Raw genomic sequence first — 17212 nt, forward strand, 5'->3', positions numbered from 1 at the left:
GGGCCCCCCCCGCGGGGGGGGGGGGGGGGGGGGGCCCCCCCCGGGGGCCCCCGGCCACACCAGGCCGGAAACGACGGTTTCCAGGGCAACGCGTGCCTGGCTCTGCGAAGTCGGGGCCGGTATCGGGTCGGCCAGCGGCGTGTGCTGCGGCGCCTGGGCCGACGCGGCCGCGGCGATGCCGGCCAGCGCCGGCATGATGATGCGGATGAGCGTGTGCAACTTCATGGCATGTCCGTTCCTTTGGCCTGAGGGCGGTCGACAAGACAGCCGGTTAATGCCCCGGGCCCCGGGAAAGGTTCATGCGATTTGCGATGTGCGATGTGCGATGTGCGGGATCCAGGCTCCTAGTGCGCGCGCGCCTGCCGTCCGCTGGCCTGCAGCCAGTCGCCGAATTGCGCCGCCGGGAAAGGCTCGGCCACGTAGTATCCCTGGGCCTCGTCGCAGCCGTAGCCGCTCAGCGCGTCCCAGATGTCCTTGCTGGCCGTGCCTTCGGCTACCACGGTCATGCCGAGATTGTGGGCCAGCTCGATGGTGGACTTGACGATGGCCGCCGCGCGGCAGTCCTTCAGCATGCTCATGGTAAATCCGTGGTCGACCTTGATGGTCTTGACCGGCATGCGCGTGAGATAGCTGAGCGAGGAATAGCCGGTGCCGAAATCGTCGATGAACAGGTGGAAACCCATCCCGCTCAGCCTGGCAAGCTCGGCGATGGATGCGTCGGGATCGGTGATCAGGCTGCTCTCCGTGATTTCCAGCCCCAGCCATTCCGGGCTGCCGCCCCAGGTATGCAGGAGGGTTTCCAGGCCGGGCACCAGGTCCGGCGACAGCAGATTGCGCGGCGACAGGTTGACGGCCAGCGGGATGCCGAGGCCGTCGCGCTGCCAGTTGAAGCACTGGCGGACCGAGGCCTGCAGCATGTGGCGGGTCAGGACATGGATCAGCTCCGTGTCTTCGACCAGCGGAACGAACAGGCCGGGCGAGACCATGCCCAGGCGCGGATGGCGCCAGCGTACCAGCGCTTCCGCGCCGACCACGTCGCCGCTGCGCATCTCGACCTTGGGCTGGCAGTACAGCTCGATCTGCCCATCCTGGACGGCCTTGCGGAATTCGCCAAGCAAGGCCAGCCGCTCCGGCTTGTAGGGTCGTCCTCGGGCTGGTACACCAGCAGCTCGGTGCCGATCTGGCGCGCCCGGAACACCGCCACGTTCGCCTTGCGGAACAGCGTCGCGGGATCGGACGCATGCCCCGGAAACAGCGCGACGCCGATGTGTACGTTGATGTCGTAGTGGATGCCGGCCACCGGGAAAGGCGCCTCGAAAGCCTTCAGGATCGCGCGCGCGCAGGGCTTGGAATCGTAGGTGTCGGCATCGGACAGCAGCACCGCGAACTGCGCGCCCCCGGTGCGGGCGACGAAGACCCGCTCGCCGAAGGTCTGGCGGATGCGCACCGCGACGTCCCTGAGCAGCGCATCCGAGTTCATGGTCCCGAGGGTCAGGCAGATGTCCTGGAAGCGCGCGACGTCGACCACCATCAGCGCCAGCGGCACGAAGTCGGGCGCGTCGACCATGGTGGCCTGTTCCAGCCGGCGCGCCAGCGACACGCGGTTCGGCAGGCCGGTCACCTCGTCCTGGTAGGCCAGGCGCTGGATCTCCTGCTCCGCCAGCTTGGCCTCGGTGATGTCGCGCAGGTAGCCCACCATGCGAACCGCGGCGCCGGCCGCGTCGGCCTGCACTTCGCCCTGGCTTTCCACGTAGCGCAGCTCGCCCGGCGCCGGGATGGTCCGGTACTGCACGTAGTAGCCGGTGCCGGGATGCGCGAGGCACACCCGGCGCGCGGTCTCGACGGCGGGCAGGTCGTCCGGGTGGATGCGGCTGTTGAGGAAGGCCAGCGGCACCTCCGGACTGTCGAAGCCGAAGACCTTGCGCGTTTCCTCCGCCGTCATGATCGCCTTGCCGCGCGTAAAATCGACGGTCCAGGTGCCGACCCGCGCGATCCGCTGCGCACGCGTCAGGTCCAGCCGCGTCTGGCGCAGGCTTTCCTCGGTGCGGCGGCGCTCGGTCAGGTCGACGCTGGCGAACACCAGGGCGCGCGGGCTGCCGTCCGGATCGTCCTCGCGGATGCCTTCGACGCGCAGGATGCGCCCCTCATCCCCTTCCCGCTGCGGCCGCACCCGCCATTCGGCGTCGAAGGGCTGGCCCGCGTCGATGCAGGCGCGCAGGGCCGCGGCCGCGCGCTCGCGGTCGCGCGCGTCCACCTGGCCGAGCAGCAGCGCGACGCCGGCCTCCATGCTGTCCGGCATGGCGCCGTGATCGAGGCCGACATTGCGGCAGTGCTGGGTGGAACACGCCTGGCGCCCCAGCTTCAGGTCGAAGACGCAGTGGCCCATGCCCGTCAGCTGCTGGGCCAGCGAGACATCGTCGCGCATCAAGGAGAGTTCGGCCAGCGCGTCCTGCTGAGCGCTCACGTCCTGGGCGCTCAGCAGCGCGCGGCGGCCCCCGCCGAGAGGAGCGAGCGAGGCGGCGACCCAGAACCCGGCGATCCTGGATCGCCGCCGTTGACCTGCATGCGTGGCCGAGGCGTGCGCTCAGCCGAAGGTGAAGGCGTAGGCCCGTGCGCCTTCGTCGAGGAAGCGGACTTCGAAGCGCCGCTGCCGCACCGCGCCAGTCTGGCGTATCAGCTGGTACAGGCGGGCGCCGCCGACGACGCCGTTGCCCTCGGCGTCGATGTCGGCGCCATGGTCCGCGCCCGGGGCCTTGCCGTCGAGCGTCACCTTGATCCGCACCGGCCGCCCCGCCTCGCCGCCGGCGACCAGGTGCAGGTCGCGCGCGCCGAAGCGATAGGCGATGCCGGCCCCGGCCTGCGCCGCGCGGCCGAATTCGGCGCCCACCACCCAGCGGCCGGACAGGGCCCACTGGTTCAGCTGCAGGGCCGGGGCCGAATACCGCTGCGGCGCGTCGCGCAGCAGGGCTTCCGGGGAATGGAAGTTCGCCGCCTTGCGGAAGCCGATATAGGTTTCGCCGGAGGCCTCGGCGGCTGCCGACGGCGCCATCTGCTCGGCTTCCGTGGCCGGGTCGACCAGCCCGCCTCTGACGGCGCCGCCGCGGGTCTCGGCCAGCAGCGCCTGGATCGCCCGCTCCATGCTGGCGTAGTCGCCCTCCCCGAACTGGCGGTAGCGCACCCGGCCCGCCCCGTCGACCAGGTAATACGCGGGCCAGTAGCGGTTGCCCCAGGCGCGCCAGATCTGGCGGCTGCTGTCGACCGCCACCGGGAAATCGATGCGGAAGCGCCGCATCGCCGCGTTCACGTTGGCCAGGTCTTCCTCGAAATCGAACTCCGGCGTGTGAACGCCCACCACTTCCAGGCCCTGGCCGCGGTATTTCTCGGCCCAGGCGCGCACATACGGCAGGGTGCGGATGCAGTTGATGCAGGAATAGGTCCAGAAATCGACCAGCACGACCTTGCCGCGCAGGCCCTCCCGGGTCAGCGGGGCCGAGTTGAGCCAGGTGCTGGCGCGCTCGAAGCCGGGGCTGGGCCCCAGCACCGGCAGCACGGCGGCCGGCGCCGCCGCGGCCACGCCCGACAACAGCGCCGCGCCGGCGAGCGCTGAAAACAGGGTCTTCATCGCCACTCCTTATTTCTGTTTGTCGAGAACCACGATGGGCTTGCCCTTCTCGACCAGGTAGGTCGCCAGCTCCGCCGCCTTGCCCTGACCCGGGTTCCTGGCCGAGTGCACCGCCCCCGCCGGGATGTACAGGGCTTCACCGGCCTTGAGCACCACCGGTTTGCCCTCCAGTTCGTATTCCACCGTTCCTTCCAGCACGTAGGCGATCTCGACGCCGGGGTGGGAATGCTTGGGGAAGGCCGCGCCCGGACCGAAGTCGACCCGCACCTGGATCGCTTCGCGCCCGCCGTCGAAATCGTGGCGCACGGCTTCGGTGCGTCCGATACCGTTGGCGTCGAGTTTCTGCGCCAGCGCCGGCGCCGCCGCGCCCGTTGCCAGGGCCAGTCCGGCCAGTACGCGCAGACCCAGAGTGCGCATCGTCTTCATGTCCACTGCTTTCATTTCAGCTCCTTTTGGGATGACGCGGTCCAGGCTGGACCGGCCACCTATTGGAACGCGGCCTCGTATCCGGCGGATGTCGCAGCGTGCCTGGAACGGCCGGCCATGTATCCGGCGCGAGGCTGGACACACTGGGATACAAAAGCAGGCTACGTTTCACAGAAGCGAACCGCATTTCACATTGCAGAATTTGCGCGAGTTTCAACCAGGGCCGGAATTCTCGCCTATCAAAATTTCGTTCCGCATTCCGAAATGCCGCGACTAAGCCTTTGAAAATGCTCGCGAAGTTTTATGTCATATGTCTTATATAAGACATGAAATCTTCGACCAAGCTGCCTTATCATGGAACCATGCGAACGCGCCTTCGCCACATAGTGCGGCGGATTCGGCAAGCAGCAGATTTCCAACCCTACCAGGAGCTCGACATGTCCCAGTACCAGAACGATATCCAGTCCATCACCCGCCTCAAGGAGCAGGAAGGCAGCGGCTGGAACGCCATCAACCCCGAATCCGCCGCCCGCATGCGCGCCCAGAACCGCTTCAAGACCGGCCTCGACATCGCCCGCTATACCGCCGGCATCATGCGCCGCGACATGGCCGCCTACGACGCCGATTCGTCCAAGTACACCCAGTCGCTGGGCTGCTGGCACGGTTTCATCGGCCAGCAGAAGATGATCTCCATCAAGAAGCACTTCCAGAGCACCGAGCGCCGCTACCTCTACCTGTCGGGCTGGATGGTCGCCGCCCTGCGTTCGGAGTTCGGCCCCCTGCCCGACCAGTCGATGCACGAGAAGACCGCCGTCGCCTCCTTGATCAAGGAGCTGTACACCTTCCTGCGCCAGGCCGACGCGCGTGAGCTGGGCGGCCTGTTCCGCCAGCTGGACGCCGCCAACGACCCCGCCGCGCGCGCCGCGGTCCAGGACAAGATCGACAACTTCGTCACCCACGTGGTGCCGATCATCGCCGACATCGACGCCGGCTTCGGCAACGCCGAGGCGACCTACCTGATGGCCAAGCAGATGATCGAGGCTGGCGCCTGCTGCATCCAGATCGAGAACCAGGTGTCGGACGAGAAGCAGTGCGGCCACCAGGACGGCAAGGTCACCGTGCCGCACGAGGACTTCCTGGCCAAGATCCGCGCGGTGCGCTACGCCTTCCTGGAGCTAGGTGTGGACGACGGCATCATCGTGGCGCGCACCGACTCGCTGGGCGCCGGCCTGACCAAGCAGATCGCCTACACCCGCGAACCGGGCGACCTGGGCGACCAGTACAACAGCTTCCTGGACGCCGACGAGATCGCCGCCGATGCGCTGAACAATGGCGACGTGGTGATCAAGCGCGACGGCAAGCTGCTGCGTCCGAAGCGCCTGCCGAGCAACCTGTTCCAGTTCCGCGAAGGCACCGGCGAGGCGCGCTGCGTCCTCGACTGCATCACCTCGCTGCAGAACGGCGCCGACCTGCTGTGGATCGAAACCGAGAAACCGCACATCGCCCAGATCGGCGGCATGGTCAAGGAAATCCGCAAGGTGATCCCGAACGCCAAGCTGGTGTACAACAACAGCCCGTCCTTCAACTGGACCCTGAACTTCCGCCAGCAGGTGTACGACAGCATGGTCCAGCGCGGCGAGGATGTCTCTGCCTACGAACGCGGCCAGCTGATGAGCGTGGAGTACGACGAGACCGCCCTGGCGCGCGAAGCCGACGAACGCATCCGCACCTTCCAGGCCGACGCGGCGCGCGAAGCGGGCATCTTCCACCACCTGATCACCCTGCCGACCTACCACACCGCCGCGCTGTCGACCGACAACCTGGCCAAGGAATACTTCGGCGAACAGGGCATGCTGGGCTACGTGGCCGGCGTGCAGCGCAAGGAAATCCGCCAGGGCATCGCCTGCGTCAAGCACCAGAACATGTCGGGTTCGGACCTGGGCGACGACCACAAGGAATACTTCAGCGGCGAAGCGGCCCTGAAGGCTTCCGGCGCGCTGAATACGATGAACCAGTTCTGATGGCGCTTGGCCGGGCCGGCGCATTGCCGGTCGGGCCGCGCAGTTGTCTGCGAAAGGCAGGCGCCCGCATGCGGGCGGCCTGCCTTTTTTACTTTGGAAGCGCCGGTGACGACGGGGGCGCGCATGACGCCCGCATTGCCGGCTCGGACATCGAGCCGGCATAAGCCCGCTTTACGCCGCGTCGCCGCCGCGGACCTCCGACGCCGCCAGCGCGGTCATGTTGACGATGCGCCGCACCGTCGCGCTTGGGCTGAGGATGTGTACGGGCTTGGCGGTGCCGAGCAGGATCGGGCCGACGGTGACGCCCTTGCCTGCCGCCACCTTCAGCACGTTGAACAGGATGTTGGCCGCATCCAGCGAGGGCATCACCAGCAGGTTGGCGCTGCCGCCGAAGCCGTCCTCGATGTGGTACATGGCGCGGATCTCTTCCGACAGGGCCGCGTCGCCATGGATCTCGCCGATCACGCACAGGTCGGGATCGGCCTGCGCGATCAGCGCGCGCGCCTCGCGCATGCGGCGCGCCGACGGGCGTTCCGAGGAGCCGAGCGAGGAATGCGAGAGCAGGGCCAGCTTCGGTTCCAGGCCGAAGCGGCGCACCTCGGCCGCGGCCAGGCGCGCGATCTCCGCCAGTTCGCTGCTTGATGGCTGGTCGTTCACATAGGTGTCGGTGATGAACAGGGTGTACTTGTCCAGCACCAGCGCGTTCATCGCCGCCAGCACGCCCACGCCGGGCGCCGTGCCGATCTCGTTCTGCACGTGCGCCAGGTGGCTGTCGTAGCTGCCGCGCATGCCGCAGATCAGGGCGTCCACCGCGCCGGACTTCAGCAGGCGGGTTCCCTGCAGGGTGGTATCAATCTCGGCCTCGACCAGGGTGTAGTCGTGGTCCTGGCGCAGGCGCAGCCCCGCTTCCTTGATCGCACGCGCGACGGCGTCCGCCCCGCCGATCAGGACCGGATGCGCCAGGCCTTCGTCGACCACGGTCTGGACCGCGCGCAGCACGCGCACGTCGAGCGCTTCCGCATAGGCCACCTTGCGCAGCTGGACCCTGGCCTTGGCGAACACGGGCTTCATGAAGAAGCCGGTGTGGTAGATCATCTGCGCCAGTTTGTCGCGGTAGGCGTCCATGTCGGTGATCGGACGGGTGGCGACGCCGGAGGCTGCCGCCGCTTCGGCCACGCGCGGGGCGATGGCGGCCAGCAGGCGCGGATCGAAAGGCTTGGGGATGATGTAGTCGGGGCCGAAGGACAGGTCCTGGCCTTCGTAGGCCGATGCCACCACGTCGGTGGCTTCGGCTTCGGCCATCTCGGCGATCGCGGTCACGCAGGCCAGCTTCATCTCGTCGGTGATGTGGGTGGCGCCGCAGTCCAGGGCGCCGCGGAAGATGTAGGGGAAGCACAGCACATTGTTGACCTGGTTCGGATAGTCCGAACGCCCGGTGGCGATGATGCAGTCGGGACGGGCGGATTTCGCCACTTCCGGGCGGATTTCCGGTTCCGGATTGGCCAGCGCCAGGATCACCGGCTTGTCCGCCATGGTCTTGACCATCTCGCCGGTCAGGACGCCCGCGGTCGAGCAGCCCAGGAAGACGTCGGCGCCGTCCACGATATCCGCCAGCGAGCGCGCCGACGTGTCCTGCGCGTAGCGCGTCTTGTTGGCTTCCATGTTGGCCTCGCGGCCCACGTAGATCACGCCTTTCGAATCGGTGACGAAAATGTTCTCGCGCTTCACGCCCAGCAGGACCATCATGTCCAGGCAGGCGATCGCCGCCGCGCCGGCGCCGGACGCCGCCAGCTTGATCCGGCCGATGTCCTTGCCGACCACCTTGAGGGCGTTGAGCAGCGCTGCGGTGGAGATGATGGCGGTGCCGTGCTGGTCGTCGTGGAAGACCGGGATGTTCATGCGCTCGCGCAGCTTCTTCTCGATGTAGAAGCATTCCGGCGCCTTGATGTCTTCCAGGTTGATGCCGCCCACGGTGGGCTCGAGCATCGCGATCGCGTCGACCAGCTTGTCCGGATCGAGTTCGTCCAGCTCCAGGTCGAACACGTCGACGCCGGCGAATTTCTTGAACAGGCAGCCTTTGCCTTCCATGACGGGCTTCGAGGCGAGCGGGCCGATGTTGCCCAGCCCCAGCACGGCGGTGCCGTTGCTGATCACCGCCACCAGGTTGGCGCGCGAGGTGTAGTCGGCGGCCATGGCCGGATCGGCGGCGATCTCTTCGCAGGCATAGGCGACGCCCGGCGAGTAGGCCAGCGACAGGTCGCGCTGGTTCGAGAGCGGCTTGGTGGCCACCACTTCGATCTTGCCGCGTACCGGGCTGCGGTGGTACTCGAGCGCGTCGGCGCGTAACTGGGTGTCTCTCGCTTCGTTGAGGCTGCTTTCAGTGCTCATTGTTCTTCCTGTCCCTTGGTGTGTGAGTTCGCCGGCGCCGGCCGCCGCGTGCAGCCGCGCAGGTCCCGCGAACATGGTCTGGTTCTGTTTTTCCTGCCGCCGGAACGAGGCGGGCGCCGCCCGCGCCGCTCCGGTCACCTCCGAATACGCTGCCTGTCCGTTCGACCGAGCGGGGAAGGTACCGGCTACGTTACCGCCGGCGCACCGGGCGCGCACTCTGCCGCCGAACCTTCCAGTCCTCGAATAGCCGCCTGGTGGAATGCTTGCCGCTGCTACCCTATCGGGTCCTGGCGCCGGGATGCGGGCCAGGAGGACGGGAGCGGATCGAGCCCCCTTCGCTGCTATTCTAAAACGTTCTCGGAACTGGTGTTGAACTCCCGGCAACACGGCCGTCCGGCGGCAGGGGCGCCTTCCCGGCTTGCATCCTTGGGAAGGGACTGTGCCCGCATTCCCTGCCCTCAAGCATGGCCGGGCCGAGCAATTGCAGCCCCGCGACAAGCCGGCGGCATTGTTCTATGATGGTTCCAGGCCGGGCGCGCTCATCGCAGCCCGCAGGCCAGGCGTGTCCGCGTCGTTTGCGTTTCCTCGTCTGCGTTTTCTCTTGCCCGCGCGCTTCGCGCAGGCGCCAGACCCAACAACAGGAGAGCCATCATGCCGTCTACCACGATTTCCTCCCTCCGCCGCCTGGCCGCGCTCGTGGCCGCAAGCACCCTGCTTGCCTGCTCGGCGCCCGGCCCCACGGACGATGCCGCGCGCCAGTCCGGCCAAAGCGCCGCGGGCGCGACGCAAGCGGGCAGCGGCATGACGGGAGGGATGGCGCCGGGAGCCTCCGCCTCGGATGGAATGGACATGAACCGCATGTGCGCGATCCACCGCGAGATCCGCAACGCGCCGCCCGAGCAGCGCCACGCGGTGATGGAACGCTACTTCCAGCAGATGTCGCCGGAAATGCGGCAGCGGCATATGGACATGATGGGGCAGCAATGTCCGTAAGGCGGACAGCCTGAGCGCGGCGCCATGTTCCCCGTGCCGGCGCGACCCCCCTGGGGGCGCCGCCTTGTCGCCATCTTGCTGCTGTCGCTGGTCGGCGGCCTGGCCGGCGCCAGCGACACGGCCGGCGCGCTGCCAGCCTCCCGGCCGCTCGACGGGCGGCAGATGGTGCAGCGCCTGTACGACACAACCCAAGCGGCGCCGCGCTGGCTGGACGGCAATGGCGAACAGGCGCGCCTGGCCTTGCAACTGCTGCGCGACGCGCCGCTGCACGGCTTGCAGGCATCCGACTACGCGCCCGAGGTCCTGGCGCGGCACATGGATGCGCTGGCCGGTCCGGAGGACGTCGCCGCCTTCGAGCGCGCGCTCAGCGCGGCCATGCTCCAGTTCCTGGCCGACCTCCACTTCGGGCGCGCCGGCCACCCTTACCGTCCCCGTCCGGTCTCGCTCGCGGAGTTCGATCCCGTCGCGGTACTCAGGGAAGCCCTGCCCGCCGGCCGCCTGAGGGAAGCGGTCGACGCGGCCGCGCCCGCCATCCCCGTGTATCGCCGGGTCATGACGACCCTGGCGCACTACCGCAACCTGGCCCAGCAGTATCCGCACTGGCCCACGCTGCCCGCGCTGGGCGCGCCGCCGCTCAGGGCGGGCGACCGCTATGGGGCGGCCGACCAGCTGCGCGAGCGCCTGCGGCTGCTGGGCGACCTCGACCCTGAGGAGTCTGGCAAGGACGGCCAGCAGGATTACACGCCCGCGCTGGCCGCGGCGGTCACGCGCTTCCAGGGGCGTCACGGGCTCGAGGAAGACGGTGTGCTAGGAAGCGAGACGGCGGCGGCCCTGGCCGTGCCGCCAAGCCAGCGCGTCGCCCAGCTCGAGCTGACGCTGGAGCGCCTGCGCTGGGTGCCGCCCCTGCGCAAAGGACGCATCATCGTGATCAATGTCCCTTCCTACCGCCTGTGGGCGGCGGACACCCGCGACGCCGCCCCCCAGCCGCTGGAAATGCGCGTCATCGTCGGCAAGGCCGTGCAGACGCCGACGCCCCTGTTCATCGGCCAGATGCGCTACCTCGAGTTCAACCCTTACTGGAACGTTCCGTCCAGCATCCTGGCCGGCGAGATCCTTCCGGCGCTCGCGCGCGATCCCGCCTACCTGCGCAAGAACGACATGGAGGTGGTCACACGCAGCGGCGCCGTCCTGTCCAGCCAGGCGGGCGCGCCGCTTTCCGCCCTGCGCGCCGGCGCCGCCCGGGTCAGGCAGCGGCCGGGCGCCCGCAATGTCCTGGGCGGCGTCAAGTTCGCCATGCCGAACCCCATGGACATCTACCTGCACTCCACCTCGGCGCAGGAACTGTTTGCCCGCGCGCGCCGCGACCTGAGCCATGGGTGCATTCGCGTGGAACGCCCGGTGGAGCTGGCGCAGTTCGTCCTGGCCGATCCCGGCCGCTGGGACGGCGCGAGCGTGGCGGCCGCAATGCGCGATGGCCGCACACGCCGGATCGATCTCGGCGAGGCGGTTCCTGTGGTGCTGTTCTATGCAACCGCGGCCAGCGACCGTGAAGGCCGCGCGTTGTTCGCCAACGATATCTACGGCCAGGACGAGCCGCTCATCCGGGCCTTGCGCAGTCGATGAGCAAAATTATTTTTTGATCTTGGTCAAACACTCCCGCGTCGAACCTGTTGAATCTTAGCGTAGGGGATGGGGATGCCGATAGGAGCGCAGCCGGTATGTTTATCGAGAAAATTTGTGTAGCGACGGACGGCTCCGACCTGGCGGTGCGCGCCGCCCAGATGGCGGCTACGCTGGCCCGGGCGGGCGGCGGGCGCATGGTCGCGGTATCGGTCGCGCAGCCGCAGTTTTCCGTGCGCGACTGCGCCGCGGCCCTTCCCGACGCCCAGGCCGAACTGGCGCGCGCGCGACAGGCCGCACTGGCCCACGTGGACACCGTGGCCCGTATCGCCCATGCCGGCGGGGTGAGCTGCGACACCCTCACCTGCCTGGCCTCGGCCCCGGGTCCCGAAATCATCCGCCTGGCGGAGGAGCAGGCGTGCGACCTGATCGTGATGGGGACCCATGGGCCGAACGACGCCAACAGGCTGTTTGCAGGAAGCGTGGCACAGTATGTGCTCGCGAATTCCGCCATTCCGGTACTGCTGTTGCGCCTGCCACGCGAAGCCTCGAAACCCGATTTCAGCGACGGTCCGGCCGCCTGATACCGCCGTTGCAGCCCTTCCCCGCCGCATCAGGGGGTGATCGCGACTTTCAGTACACCGTCGCGCTGGTTGGCGAACAACTCGTAGGCTTCGACGATGTCGTCGAGCCGGAAACGGTGCGTGACCAGCGGACGAAGGTCCAGGCGCCCGGAGGCCACTACGTTCATCAGGCGCTGCATACGGTGTTTCCCGCCAGGACACAATGTGGTCACCAGCTTGTGGTCGCCGAGCCCGGCTGCGAAAGCATCGACCGGCAAACCGAGCTTGCCCGAATACACGCCAAGGCTGGACAGTGTCCCGCCAGGGCGCAGTACCCGCAGGCAGCTTTCGAAGGTCTGCTGGGTGCCCAGCGCCTCGATGCTGACGTCGGCGCCGAGCCCGCCGGTCAGGCGGCGGATGGCCTCCACCGGATCCTCGGCGCGGAAGTCGACGACATGGTCGGCGCCGAGCCGCATGGCCATTTCGAGCCGTTCGGGGACGGTGTCGATGGCGATGATGCGGCTTGCTCCCCGCAGACGCGCGCCGGCGGTGGCGCACAGGCCGATCGGCCCCTGGGCGAAGACCGCCACCGTGTCGCCGATCCGGATGGCGCCGTTCTCGGCCCCGCCGAAGCCTGTACTCATGATATCGGGGCACATCAGGACCTGCTCGTCGCTCAAGCCGTCCGGGATAGGCGCCAGATTGGCCATCGCGAACGGCACCCGGATATATTCCGCCTGGCAACCATCGATGGTGTTGCCGAAACGCCATCCGCCCATGAGATGTCCGCCGCACTGCGACTGGTGCGCCTCGAGGCAGGAATGGCATTGGCCGCAGGGAGTGATGGCGCCCACCACCACGCGCTGGCCCAGTGTGTAGCCGACCACGCCGGAACCCAGTTCCGCAATCACGCCCACCGGTTCGTGTCCGATCGTCAATCCGGGAGCGACCGGATATTCGCCCTTGAGGATGTGGACGTCGGTGCCGCAGATCGTGGTCATGGTCATTCTGATCACGGCCTCGCCAGGACCGGCGACGGGCACCGGTTTACGCTCCAGCGCGATATGTCCCGGCCCTCTGAACACCGCGGCTTTCATCGTCTTCATACATCCTCCCAGGCGGCGGCGCGACGCGCTCCGCCAGCCGTTACCGCGCCATCAGAACGGGCAAACTACATTTCTGCAGGATAGTCCTGCTGACGCCGCCAAGGAACATCTCGCGGAACTGCGTATGCCCGTAACACCCCATGACAATGAGGTCGTATCCGTCCTGTGTCGCCAGCGTCAGCAGCGTATCGCCGCACTCGATTGTGCGCTTGATGAGCAGCGTCTCGGCGCGCACGCCATGGCGCGCCAGGAAGGCAGTTAGGTCGGCCTGCTCGCTGTCGGTGAACTGCTCGGCATCGTCCGGCGTAGCGAACGAGACCACCGTGACACGCACCGCCCGCTGCAGCAGCGGCACCGCGGCGCGCAGCGCGGCCGATGCCTCCTTGCTGCCGTTCCAGGCCACCAGCACGTACTGGCCGATCCGCTGCGGCGGGGGCGCGCATGGCAGCACCAGCACGGGCCGCGCGCTCGTCAGCACGACATACTCGGGAATGCGCCCGGCCGTCTCGGTCAAGGCCTCGGCCAGGTCGTCCTGGTTGACGACCACCAGGTCCGCGAAGCGGCCGGTGCGGGCCAGCGCCTCGCTGGCCAGGTCGCTGATCAGGCGCGGCTCCGCAGATACCCCGACCTCGGCGGCGATCGTGCCGAATTGCGCGAGTGCGCGCTGCGCCTTGTCGTGCAGTGGAGCGAAGTAGCTGGCTTCGAGACTCCCCGGCAGGGCGTGGTAGCCGCGCGGGAAGACATACTGCGATACGCCGGTGGCCGCGACACCGAGCAGGTGGGCGCCGTGCGCCTTCGCCAGGCCCGCGGCAGCCCGGATACGCGCGGGTGCGTGCCGCGACAGGTCGGCATGCACGAGAATGGTCTTGTAGCTCATCGTGTGCGCTCCCGATGACGGCGGTCCGGCGCATCGCGCACGAACGGCCCGGATTGCTCCTTCCATCCAATGCGAAGGAGAGCAGGCAGTCTCCCTGCTTGGGCCACCGGCGTGTTTGACCGAGATCAAATCTAACCCAGAGCTGCGGGCCTCGGCCAAGCAGAAGACGGACGGCCCGGGTTCTTCCGTCCACGGTGTACCGACGCCATCCCTGGACCGCCTGCCCTATCACAAGTTTCGCTACAAATTTTGATGCCGGTCAAATAAATTGCGGTTCTACTTCGCTAGGCTGGTTCCCGTTCGCGCTTGCCTGGAAAGCCGATGAGCATACGAAACCTGAGCCACTTTTTCTCGCCGTCCTCGGTCGCCGTCATCGGCGCCTCCGACCGTGCGGGCAGCGTGGGGGCGACCGTCTGGCGCAATGTCGCCGGCGGCGGCTTCAGAGGCGCGATATGGCCGGTGAACCGCCGTCACGCCAGCGTGGGCGGCCAACCCGCCTTCGCGACGGTCGGCGACCTGCCCGGCGTCCCGGACCTGGCCGTCCTGTGCACGCCCGCCGCCACGGTGCCAGCGCTGATCGGAGAACTCGGCGCGGCCGGCTGCCGCGCCGCCGTGGTGATCAGCGCAGGCCTTGACGGCGATGCCGGCGACGGCCGCACGCTGCGCGAGGCGATGCTCGCCGCGGCCCGGCCATGGCTGCTGCGCATCCTTGGTCCGAACTGCGTCGGCATGCTGGTGCCGGGCATCGGGCTGAACGCCAGTTTCGCGCCGCTGGCGGCGCTTCCCGGCCGGCTCGCCTTCGTCGCCCAATCGGGAGCGCTTGTGACCGCCGTGCTCGACTGGGCCACGGCGCGCCGCATCGGGTTTTCCTGCTTCGTTTCGCTCGGCGACGGCAGCGACGTCGACTTCGGCGACCTGCTCGACTACCTGGCCGCCGACGCCGGCACCGACGCCATCCTGCTGTACGCCGAAAGCTTGCGCCACGCCCGCAAGTTCATGAGCGCGGCGCGCGGCGCCGCGCGCGGCAAGCCCACCCTGATCGTCAAGGCCGGACGCGGCGCCGACGCGGCGCGCGCGGCGTTCAGCCATACGGGCGCGATGGCGGGCTCGGACCTGGTCTACGATGCGGCGCTGCGGCGTGCGGGCATGCTGCGCGTGTTCACGACAGGCGAGCTGTTCGACGCGGTGGCGATGCTGGCGCGGACCCGGCCGCCGCGCGGCGAACGGCTCGCCATCCTGACCAACGGCGGCGGTCCCGGCGTCATGGCCACCGATGCACTGTCCGACGCAGGGGGCGTCCTCGCCCGTCTGGCGCCGTCCACCGTGGCGCGGCTGGGCGAGGGCTTGCCGGCGCTCTGGTCGCATGCCAATCCGGTCGACATCATCGGCGACGCCCCCGCCGCGCGCTACCGCCATGCCCTGGGCGTGCTGCTGGAAGCGCCCGAAGCCGACGCCGTGCTGCTGATCCATGCACCCACCGCGATCGTGCCGAGCGCCGAGGTGGCCCGTGCGCTGCTGCCGCTGATGGCCGACGCGCCGCGCCCGGTACTGTGCTGCTGGCTAGGCGGCGACAGCGTGGCGGAGGCGCGCCGCTTGAGCATGGACGCCGGCATCCCGGTCTTCGATACGCCGGAGGAGGCGGTCAAGGGCTTCCAGCAGCTGGTCGACTACCGGCGCAACCAGGCGCTGCTGATGCAGGTTCCCGGCGCGTGCGAGCTTGCCGTGCCCGACCGCGCCGGCGCACGCGTGCAGATCGCCGCCCTCCTCGAGGACGGCGCCGGTCCGGTCGGCGAATCGCCTACCAAGGCCTTGCTGCGGGCGTACGGCATTCCCGTGGTCGCCACCGAGCAGGTGTCCGGCCGCGAGGCCGCGCTCGCGGCCGCGCAACGCGTCGGCTATCCGGTCGCCCTCAAGATCGTGTCGCCGGACATCGCCCACAAGTCGGACGTCGGCGGGGTCGCCCTCGATCTGGCCGACCCTGCGGCGCTCGCCGCCGCACTGGACGGCATGCTGCTGCGCCTGGGCCGGGAGCGGCCACAGGCCCGCGTGCGCGGCTTCACGGTCCAGGCCATGGCGCGCCGTCCGCTGGCGCTGGAACTCATCGTGGGCATCAGCACCGATCCCGTGTTCGGACCCGTGGTGCTGTTCGGCCACGGCGGGATCGCCGTCGAGGTCACGGCCGACAAGGCGATCGCCCTGCCGCCGCTGAACCGGGTCCTGGCCGCCGACCTCGTCAGCCGCACCCGGGTGGCGCGCCTGCTCGCCGGCTACCGCGGGCGGCCGCCGGCCGACATCGACGCCTTGTGCGACGTGCTGGTCCGCGTCGGCCAGCTGGCCGCCGATGTGCCCGAGCTGGCCGAACTCGACATCAATCCGCTGCTGGCCGACGCCGGCGGCGTCGTCGCCCTCGACGCCCGCATGCGCCTGGAGCGGCCGCCGACGCGAGGCGATGCCGGCGTACGAATGGCGATCCTGCCGTATCCCGACCAGCTGGAGCGGCGCATCGACGGCGCCCTCGGCCCGCTGACCCTGCGGCCGATCCGCCCCGAAGACGCGCCCGCGCACATCGCCTTCTTCCATGCGCTGACGCCGCTGGACGTGCACATGCGCATGTTCGGCCTGATGCGCGAGCTGACTCCGCAGCAGCTGGCTCGCTTTACGCAAATCGACTATGCACGCGAGATGGCGTTCATCGCCACCCGCCCCGGCCCGTCGGGCGCCGACGAGACGCTGGGCGTGGCGCGCGTCGTCATCGATCCCGACGGCATGCGCGGCGAGTTCGCGGTGACGGTGCGCTCCGACCTGAAGCGGCGTGGGCTCGGCCGCCAGCTGATGCACTGCCTGCTCGATTACTGCGCCGCGCGCGGCGTGGCCTTGGTGGAAGGCGTCGCGCTGCCGGAAAACGCGGGCATGCACGCCCTCGCCCGCGCGCTCGGCTTTTCAGTGCATCCCGCGCCGGACGGCATGGTGGCGATGCGGCGCACGCTCGCACCGAACGGGGAGGCCCGATGAGCAAGCGCATCCTGATTATCCAGGGCCATCCGGACGGCGCGCGCCAGCACCTGTGCCATGCGCTGGCCGACGCCTATGCCGACGGCGCCCGCGGCGCCGGCAGCAGCGTTGAGATGATCGAGCCCGCCAAGCTGGATTTCCCACTCCTGAGCGATGCCGAACAATGGCAGCATGGCGGCGCGCCGGCCGCGCTGGTGCCGGCGCAGGAAGCGCTCGCACGCGCCGAACATGTGGTGCTGATCTATCCGCTGTGGCTGGGCGACATGCCCGCCCTGCTGAAGGGCTTCCTGGAGCAAGTGCTGCGGCCCGGATTCGCACTGGCCCGCGCCCCGGCAAATCCACTGAGGGCTGGGCTCCTGGGCGGACGCAGCGCCCGCGTGATCGTCACCATGGGCATGCCATCCCTGTATTACCGCTGGTTCTACCGCGCGCACAGCGTGCGCTTCCTGCGCCGCAATATCCTGCATTTCGTCGGCATCGCGCCGGTCGGCACGACGCTGATCGGCGGCGCGGGGACCATGGACGCCAGTCGGGCCACGCGCTGGTGCGCGCGGCTGCGCCGCCTGGGTGAACACGGCGCCTGA

The 17212-nt window shown here is 68.9% G+C and carries 13 protein-coding genes and 1 pseudogene; 6 read left to right on the plus strand and 8 right to left on the minus strand.

Annotated features, from left to right (window positions below; all coding sequences use genetic code 11):
• From KBW98_RS13325 to KBW98_RS13345, 5 genes and pseudogenes are all read right to left on the minus strand, one after another.
• Positions 1–225 (minus strand): annotated as a pseudogene (locus tag KBW98_RS13325) (DUF3613 domain-containing protein); the annotation flags it as partial.
• A gap of 119 nt (positions 226–344) precedes the next feature.
• A complete protein-coding gene (locus tag KBW98_RS13330; protein WP_211520675.1) occupies positions 345–1049 on the minus strand; it encodes an EAL domain-containing protein in 705 nt (234 codons plus the stop codon).
• Positions 938–2464 carry a diguanylate cyclase domain-containing protein gene (locus KBW98_RS13335; protein WP_211520633.1) on the minus strand — a complete coding sequence of 509 codons (1527 nt, stop codon included), beginning with the start codon at positions 2462–2464 and terminating at the stop codon, positions 938–940. Before KBW98_RS13335 ends, KBW98_RS13330 begins: the two co-directional genes overlap by 112 nt.
• Positions 2465–2584: 120 nt before the next feature.
• Positions 2585–3622 (minus strand): redoxin family protein, encoded by a 1038-nt coding sequence (locus tag KBW98_RS13340; RefSeq protein WP_211520634.1) that lies wholly within the window; start codon positions 3620–3622, stop codon positions 2585–2587.
• A gap of 9 nt (positions 3623–3631) precedes the next feature.
• Entirely contained in the window at positions 3632–4063 is a 432-nt protein-coding gene (locus tag KBW98_RS13345; protein ID WP_229429172.1) for a cupin domain-containing protein, read from the minus strand.
• Between the two features lie 422 nt (positions 4064–4485).
• Here KBW98_RS13345 and KBW98_RS13350 point away from each other — a divergent pair, with 422 nt between their 5' ends.
• Positions 4486–6069 (plus strand): isocitrate lyase, encoded by a 1584-nt coding sequence (locus KBW98_RS13350; RefSeq protein ID WP_211520635.1) that lies wholly within the window; start codon positions 4486–4488, stop codon positions 6067–6069.
• 171 nt (positions 6070–6240) lie between these two features.
• On the opposite strand, the gene KBW98_RS13355 is transcribed toward KBW98_RS13350, so the two are convergent.
• A complete protein-coding gene (locus KBW98_RS13355) occupies positions 6241–8457 on the minus strand; it encodes an NADP-dependent malic enzyme (protein WP_211520636.1) in 2217 nt (738 codons plus the stop codon).
• 651 nt (positions 8458–9108) lie between these two features.
• On the opposite strand from KBW98_RS13355, the gene KBW98_RS13360 reads away from it, so the two are divergent.
• From KBW98_RS13360 to KBW98_RS13370, 3 genes are all read left to right on the plus strand, one after another.
• Positions 9109–9450, plus strand: a complete 342-nt coding sequence (locus KBW98_RS13360) for a hypothetical protein (RefSeq protein WP_211520637.1) — start codon at positions 9109–9111, stop codon at positions 9448–9450.
• Positions 9451–9483: 33 nt separating this feature from the next.
• Positions 9484–11073, plus strand: coding sequence for a L,D-transpeptidase family protein (locus tag KBW98_RS13365; protein WP_211520638.1), 1590 nt, complete (start codon positions 9484–9486; stop codon positions 11071–11073).
• A gap of 95 nt (positions 11074–11168) precedes the next feature.
• Positions 11169–11654 (plus strand): universal stress protein, encoded by a 486-nt coding sequence (locus KBW98_RS13370; RefSeq protein WP_211520639.1) that lies wholly within the window; start codon positions 11169–11171, stop codon positions 11652–11654.
• Positions 11655–11683: 29 nt separating this feature from the next.
• Here the strand turns inward: KBW98_RS13370 and KBW98_RS13375 are convergent, their stop codons facing one another.
• Together KBW98_RS13375 and KBW98_RS13380 are read right to left on the minus strand one after the other, a co-directional pair.
• On the minus strand, positions 11684–12739 hold the full coding sequence (locus KBW98_RS13375; protein WP_211520640.1) for an NAD(P)-dependent alcohol dehydrogenase: 1056 nt from the start codon (positions 12737–12739) through the stop codon (positions 11684–11686).
• A gap of 40 nt (positions 12740–12779) precedes the next feature.
• A complete protein-coding gene (locus KBW98_RS13380) occupies positions 12780–13616 on the minus strand; it encodes a universal stress protein (protein WP_211520641.1) in 837 nt (278 codons plus the stop codon).
• Positions 13617–13937: 321 nt separating this feature from the next.
• Here KBW98_RS13380 and KBW98_RS13385 point away from each other — a divergent pair, with 321 nt between their 5' ends.
• Both KBW98_RS13385 and KBW98_RS13390 read left to right on the plus strand, forming a co-directional pair.
• Positions 13938–16628: a bifunctional acetate--CoA ligase family protein/GNAT family N-acetyltransferase gene (locus tag KBW98_RS13385; protein ID WP_211520642.1), complete on the plus strand. Its 2691-nt coding sequence runs from the start codon at positions 13938–13940 to the stop codon at positions 16626–16628.
• Positions 16625–17212: an NAD(P)H-dependent oxidoreductase gene (locus KBW98_RS13390; RefSeq protein WP_211520643.1), complete on the plus strand. Its 588-nt coding sequence runs from the start codon at positions 16625–16627 to the stop codon at positions 17210–17212. The genes KBW98_RS13385 and KBW98_RS13390 overlap by 4 nt, the downstream gene beginning before the upstream one ends.

It is taken from the genome of Massilia sp. ST3 (assembly GCF_018119405.1).
In the GTDB taxonomy this organism is placed as follows: Bacteria; Pseudomonadota; Gammaproteobacteria; order Burkholderiales; family Burkholderiaceae_D; genus Telluria.

What these genes read in the sequence shown, in the direction of transcription:
- KBW98_RS13330 (WP_211520675.1), bottom strand. Translation starts at nt 1,049, where the DNA reads ATGCGCAGCGGCGACGTGGTCGGCGCGGAAGCGCTGGTACGCTGGCGC.
- KBW98_RS13340 (WP_211520634.1), bottom strand. Translation starts at nt 3,622, where the DNA reads ATGAAGACCCTGTTTTCAGCGCTCGCCGGCGCGGCGCTGTTGTCGGGC.
- KBW98_RS13345 (WP_229429172.1), bottom strand. Translation starts at nt 4,063, where the DNA reads ATGAAAGCAGTGGACATGAAGACGATGCGCACTCTGGGTCTGCGCGTA.
- KBW98_RS13350 (WP_211520635.1), top strand. Translation starts at nt 4,486, where the DNA reads ATGTCCCAGTACCAGAACGATATCCAGTCCATCACCCGCCTCAAGGAG.
- KBW98_RS13355 (WP_211520636.1), bottom strand. Translation starts at nt 8,457, where the DNA reads ATGAGCACTGAAAGCAGCCTCAACGAAGCGAGAGACACCCAGTTACGC.
- KBW98_RS13360 (WP_211520637.1), top strand. Translation starts at nt 9,109, where the DNA reads ATGCCGTCTACCACGATTTCCTCCCTCCGCCGCCTGGCCGCGCTCGTG.
- KBW98_RS13370 (WP_211520639.1), top strand. Translation starts at nt 11,169, where the DNA reads ATGTTTATCGAGAAAATTTGTGTAGCGACGGACGGCTCCGACCTGGCG.
- KBW98_RS13375 (WP_211520640.1), bottom strand. Translation starts at nt 12,739, where the DNA reads ATGAAGACGATGAAAGCCGCGGTGTTCAGAGGGCCGGGACATATCGCG.
- KBW98_RS13380 (WP_211520641.1), bottom strand. Translation starts at nt 13,616, where the DNA reads ATGAGCTACAAGACCATTCTCGTGCATGCCGACCTGTCGCGGCACGCA.
- KBW98_RS13385 (WP_211520642.1), top strand. Translation starts at nt 13,938, where the DNA reads ATGAGCATACGAAACCTGAGCCACTTTTTCTCGCCGTCCTCGGTCGCC.
- KBW98_RS13390 (WP_211520643.1), top strand. Translation starts at nt 16,625, where the DNA reads ATGAGCAAGCGCATCCTGATTATCCAGGGCCATCCGGACGGCGCGCGC.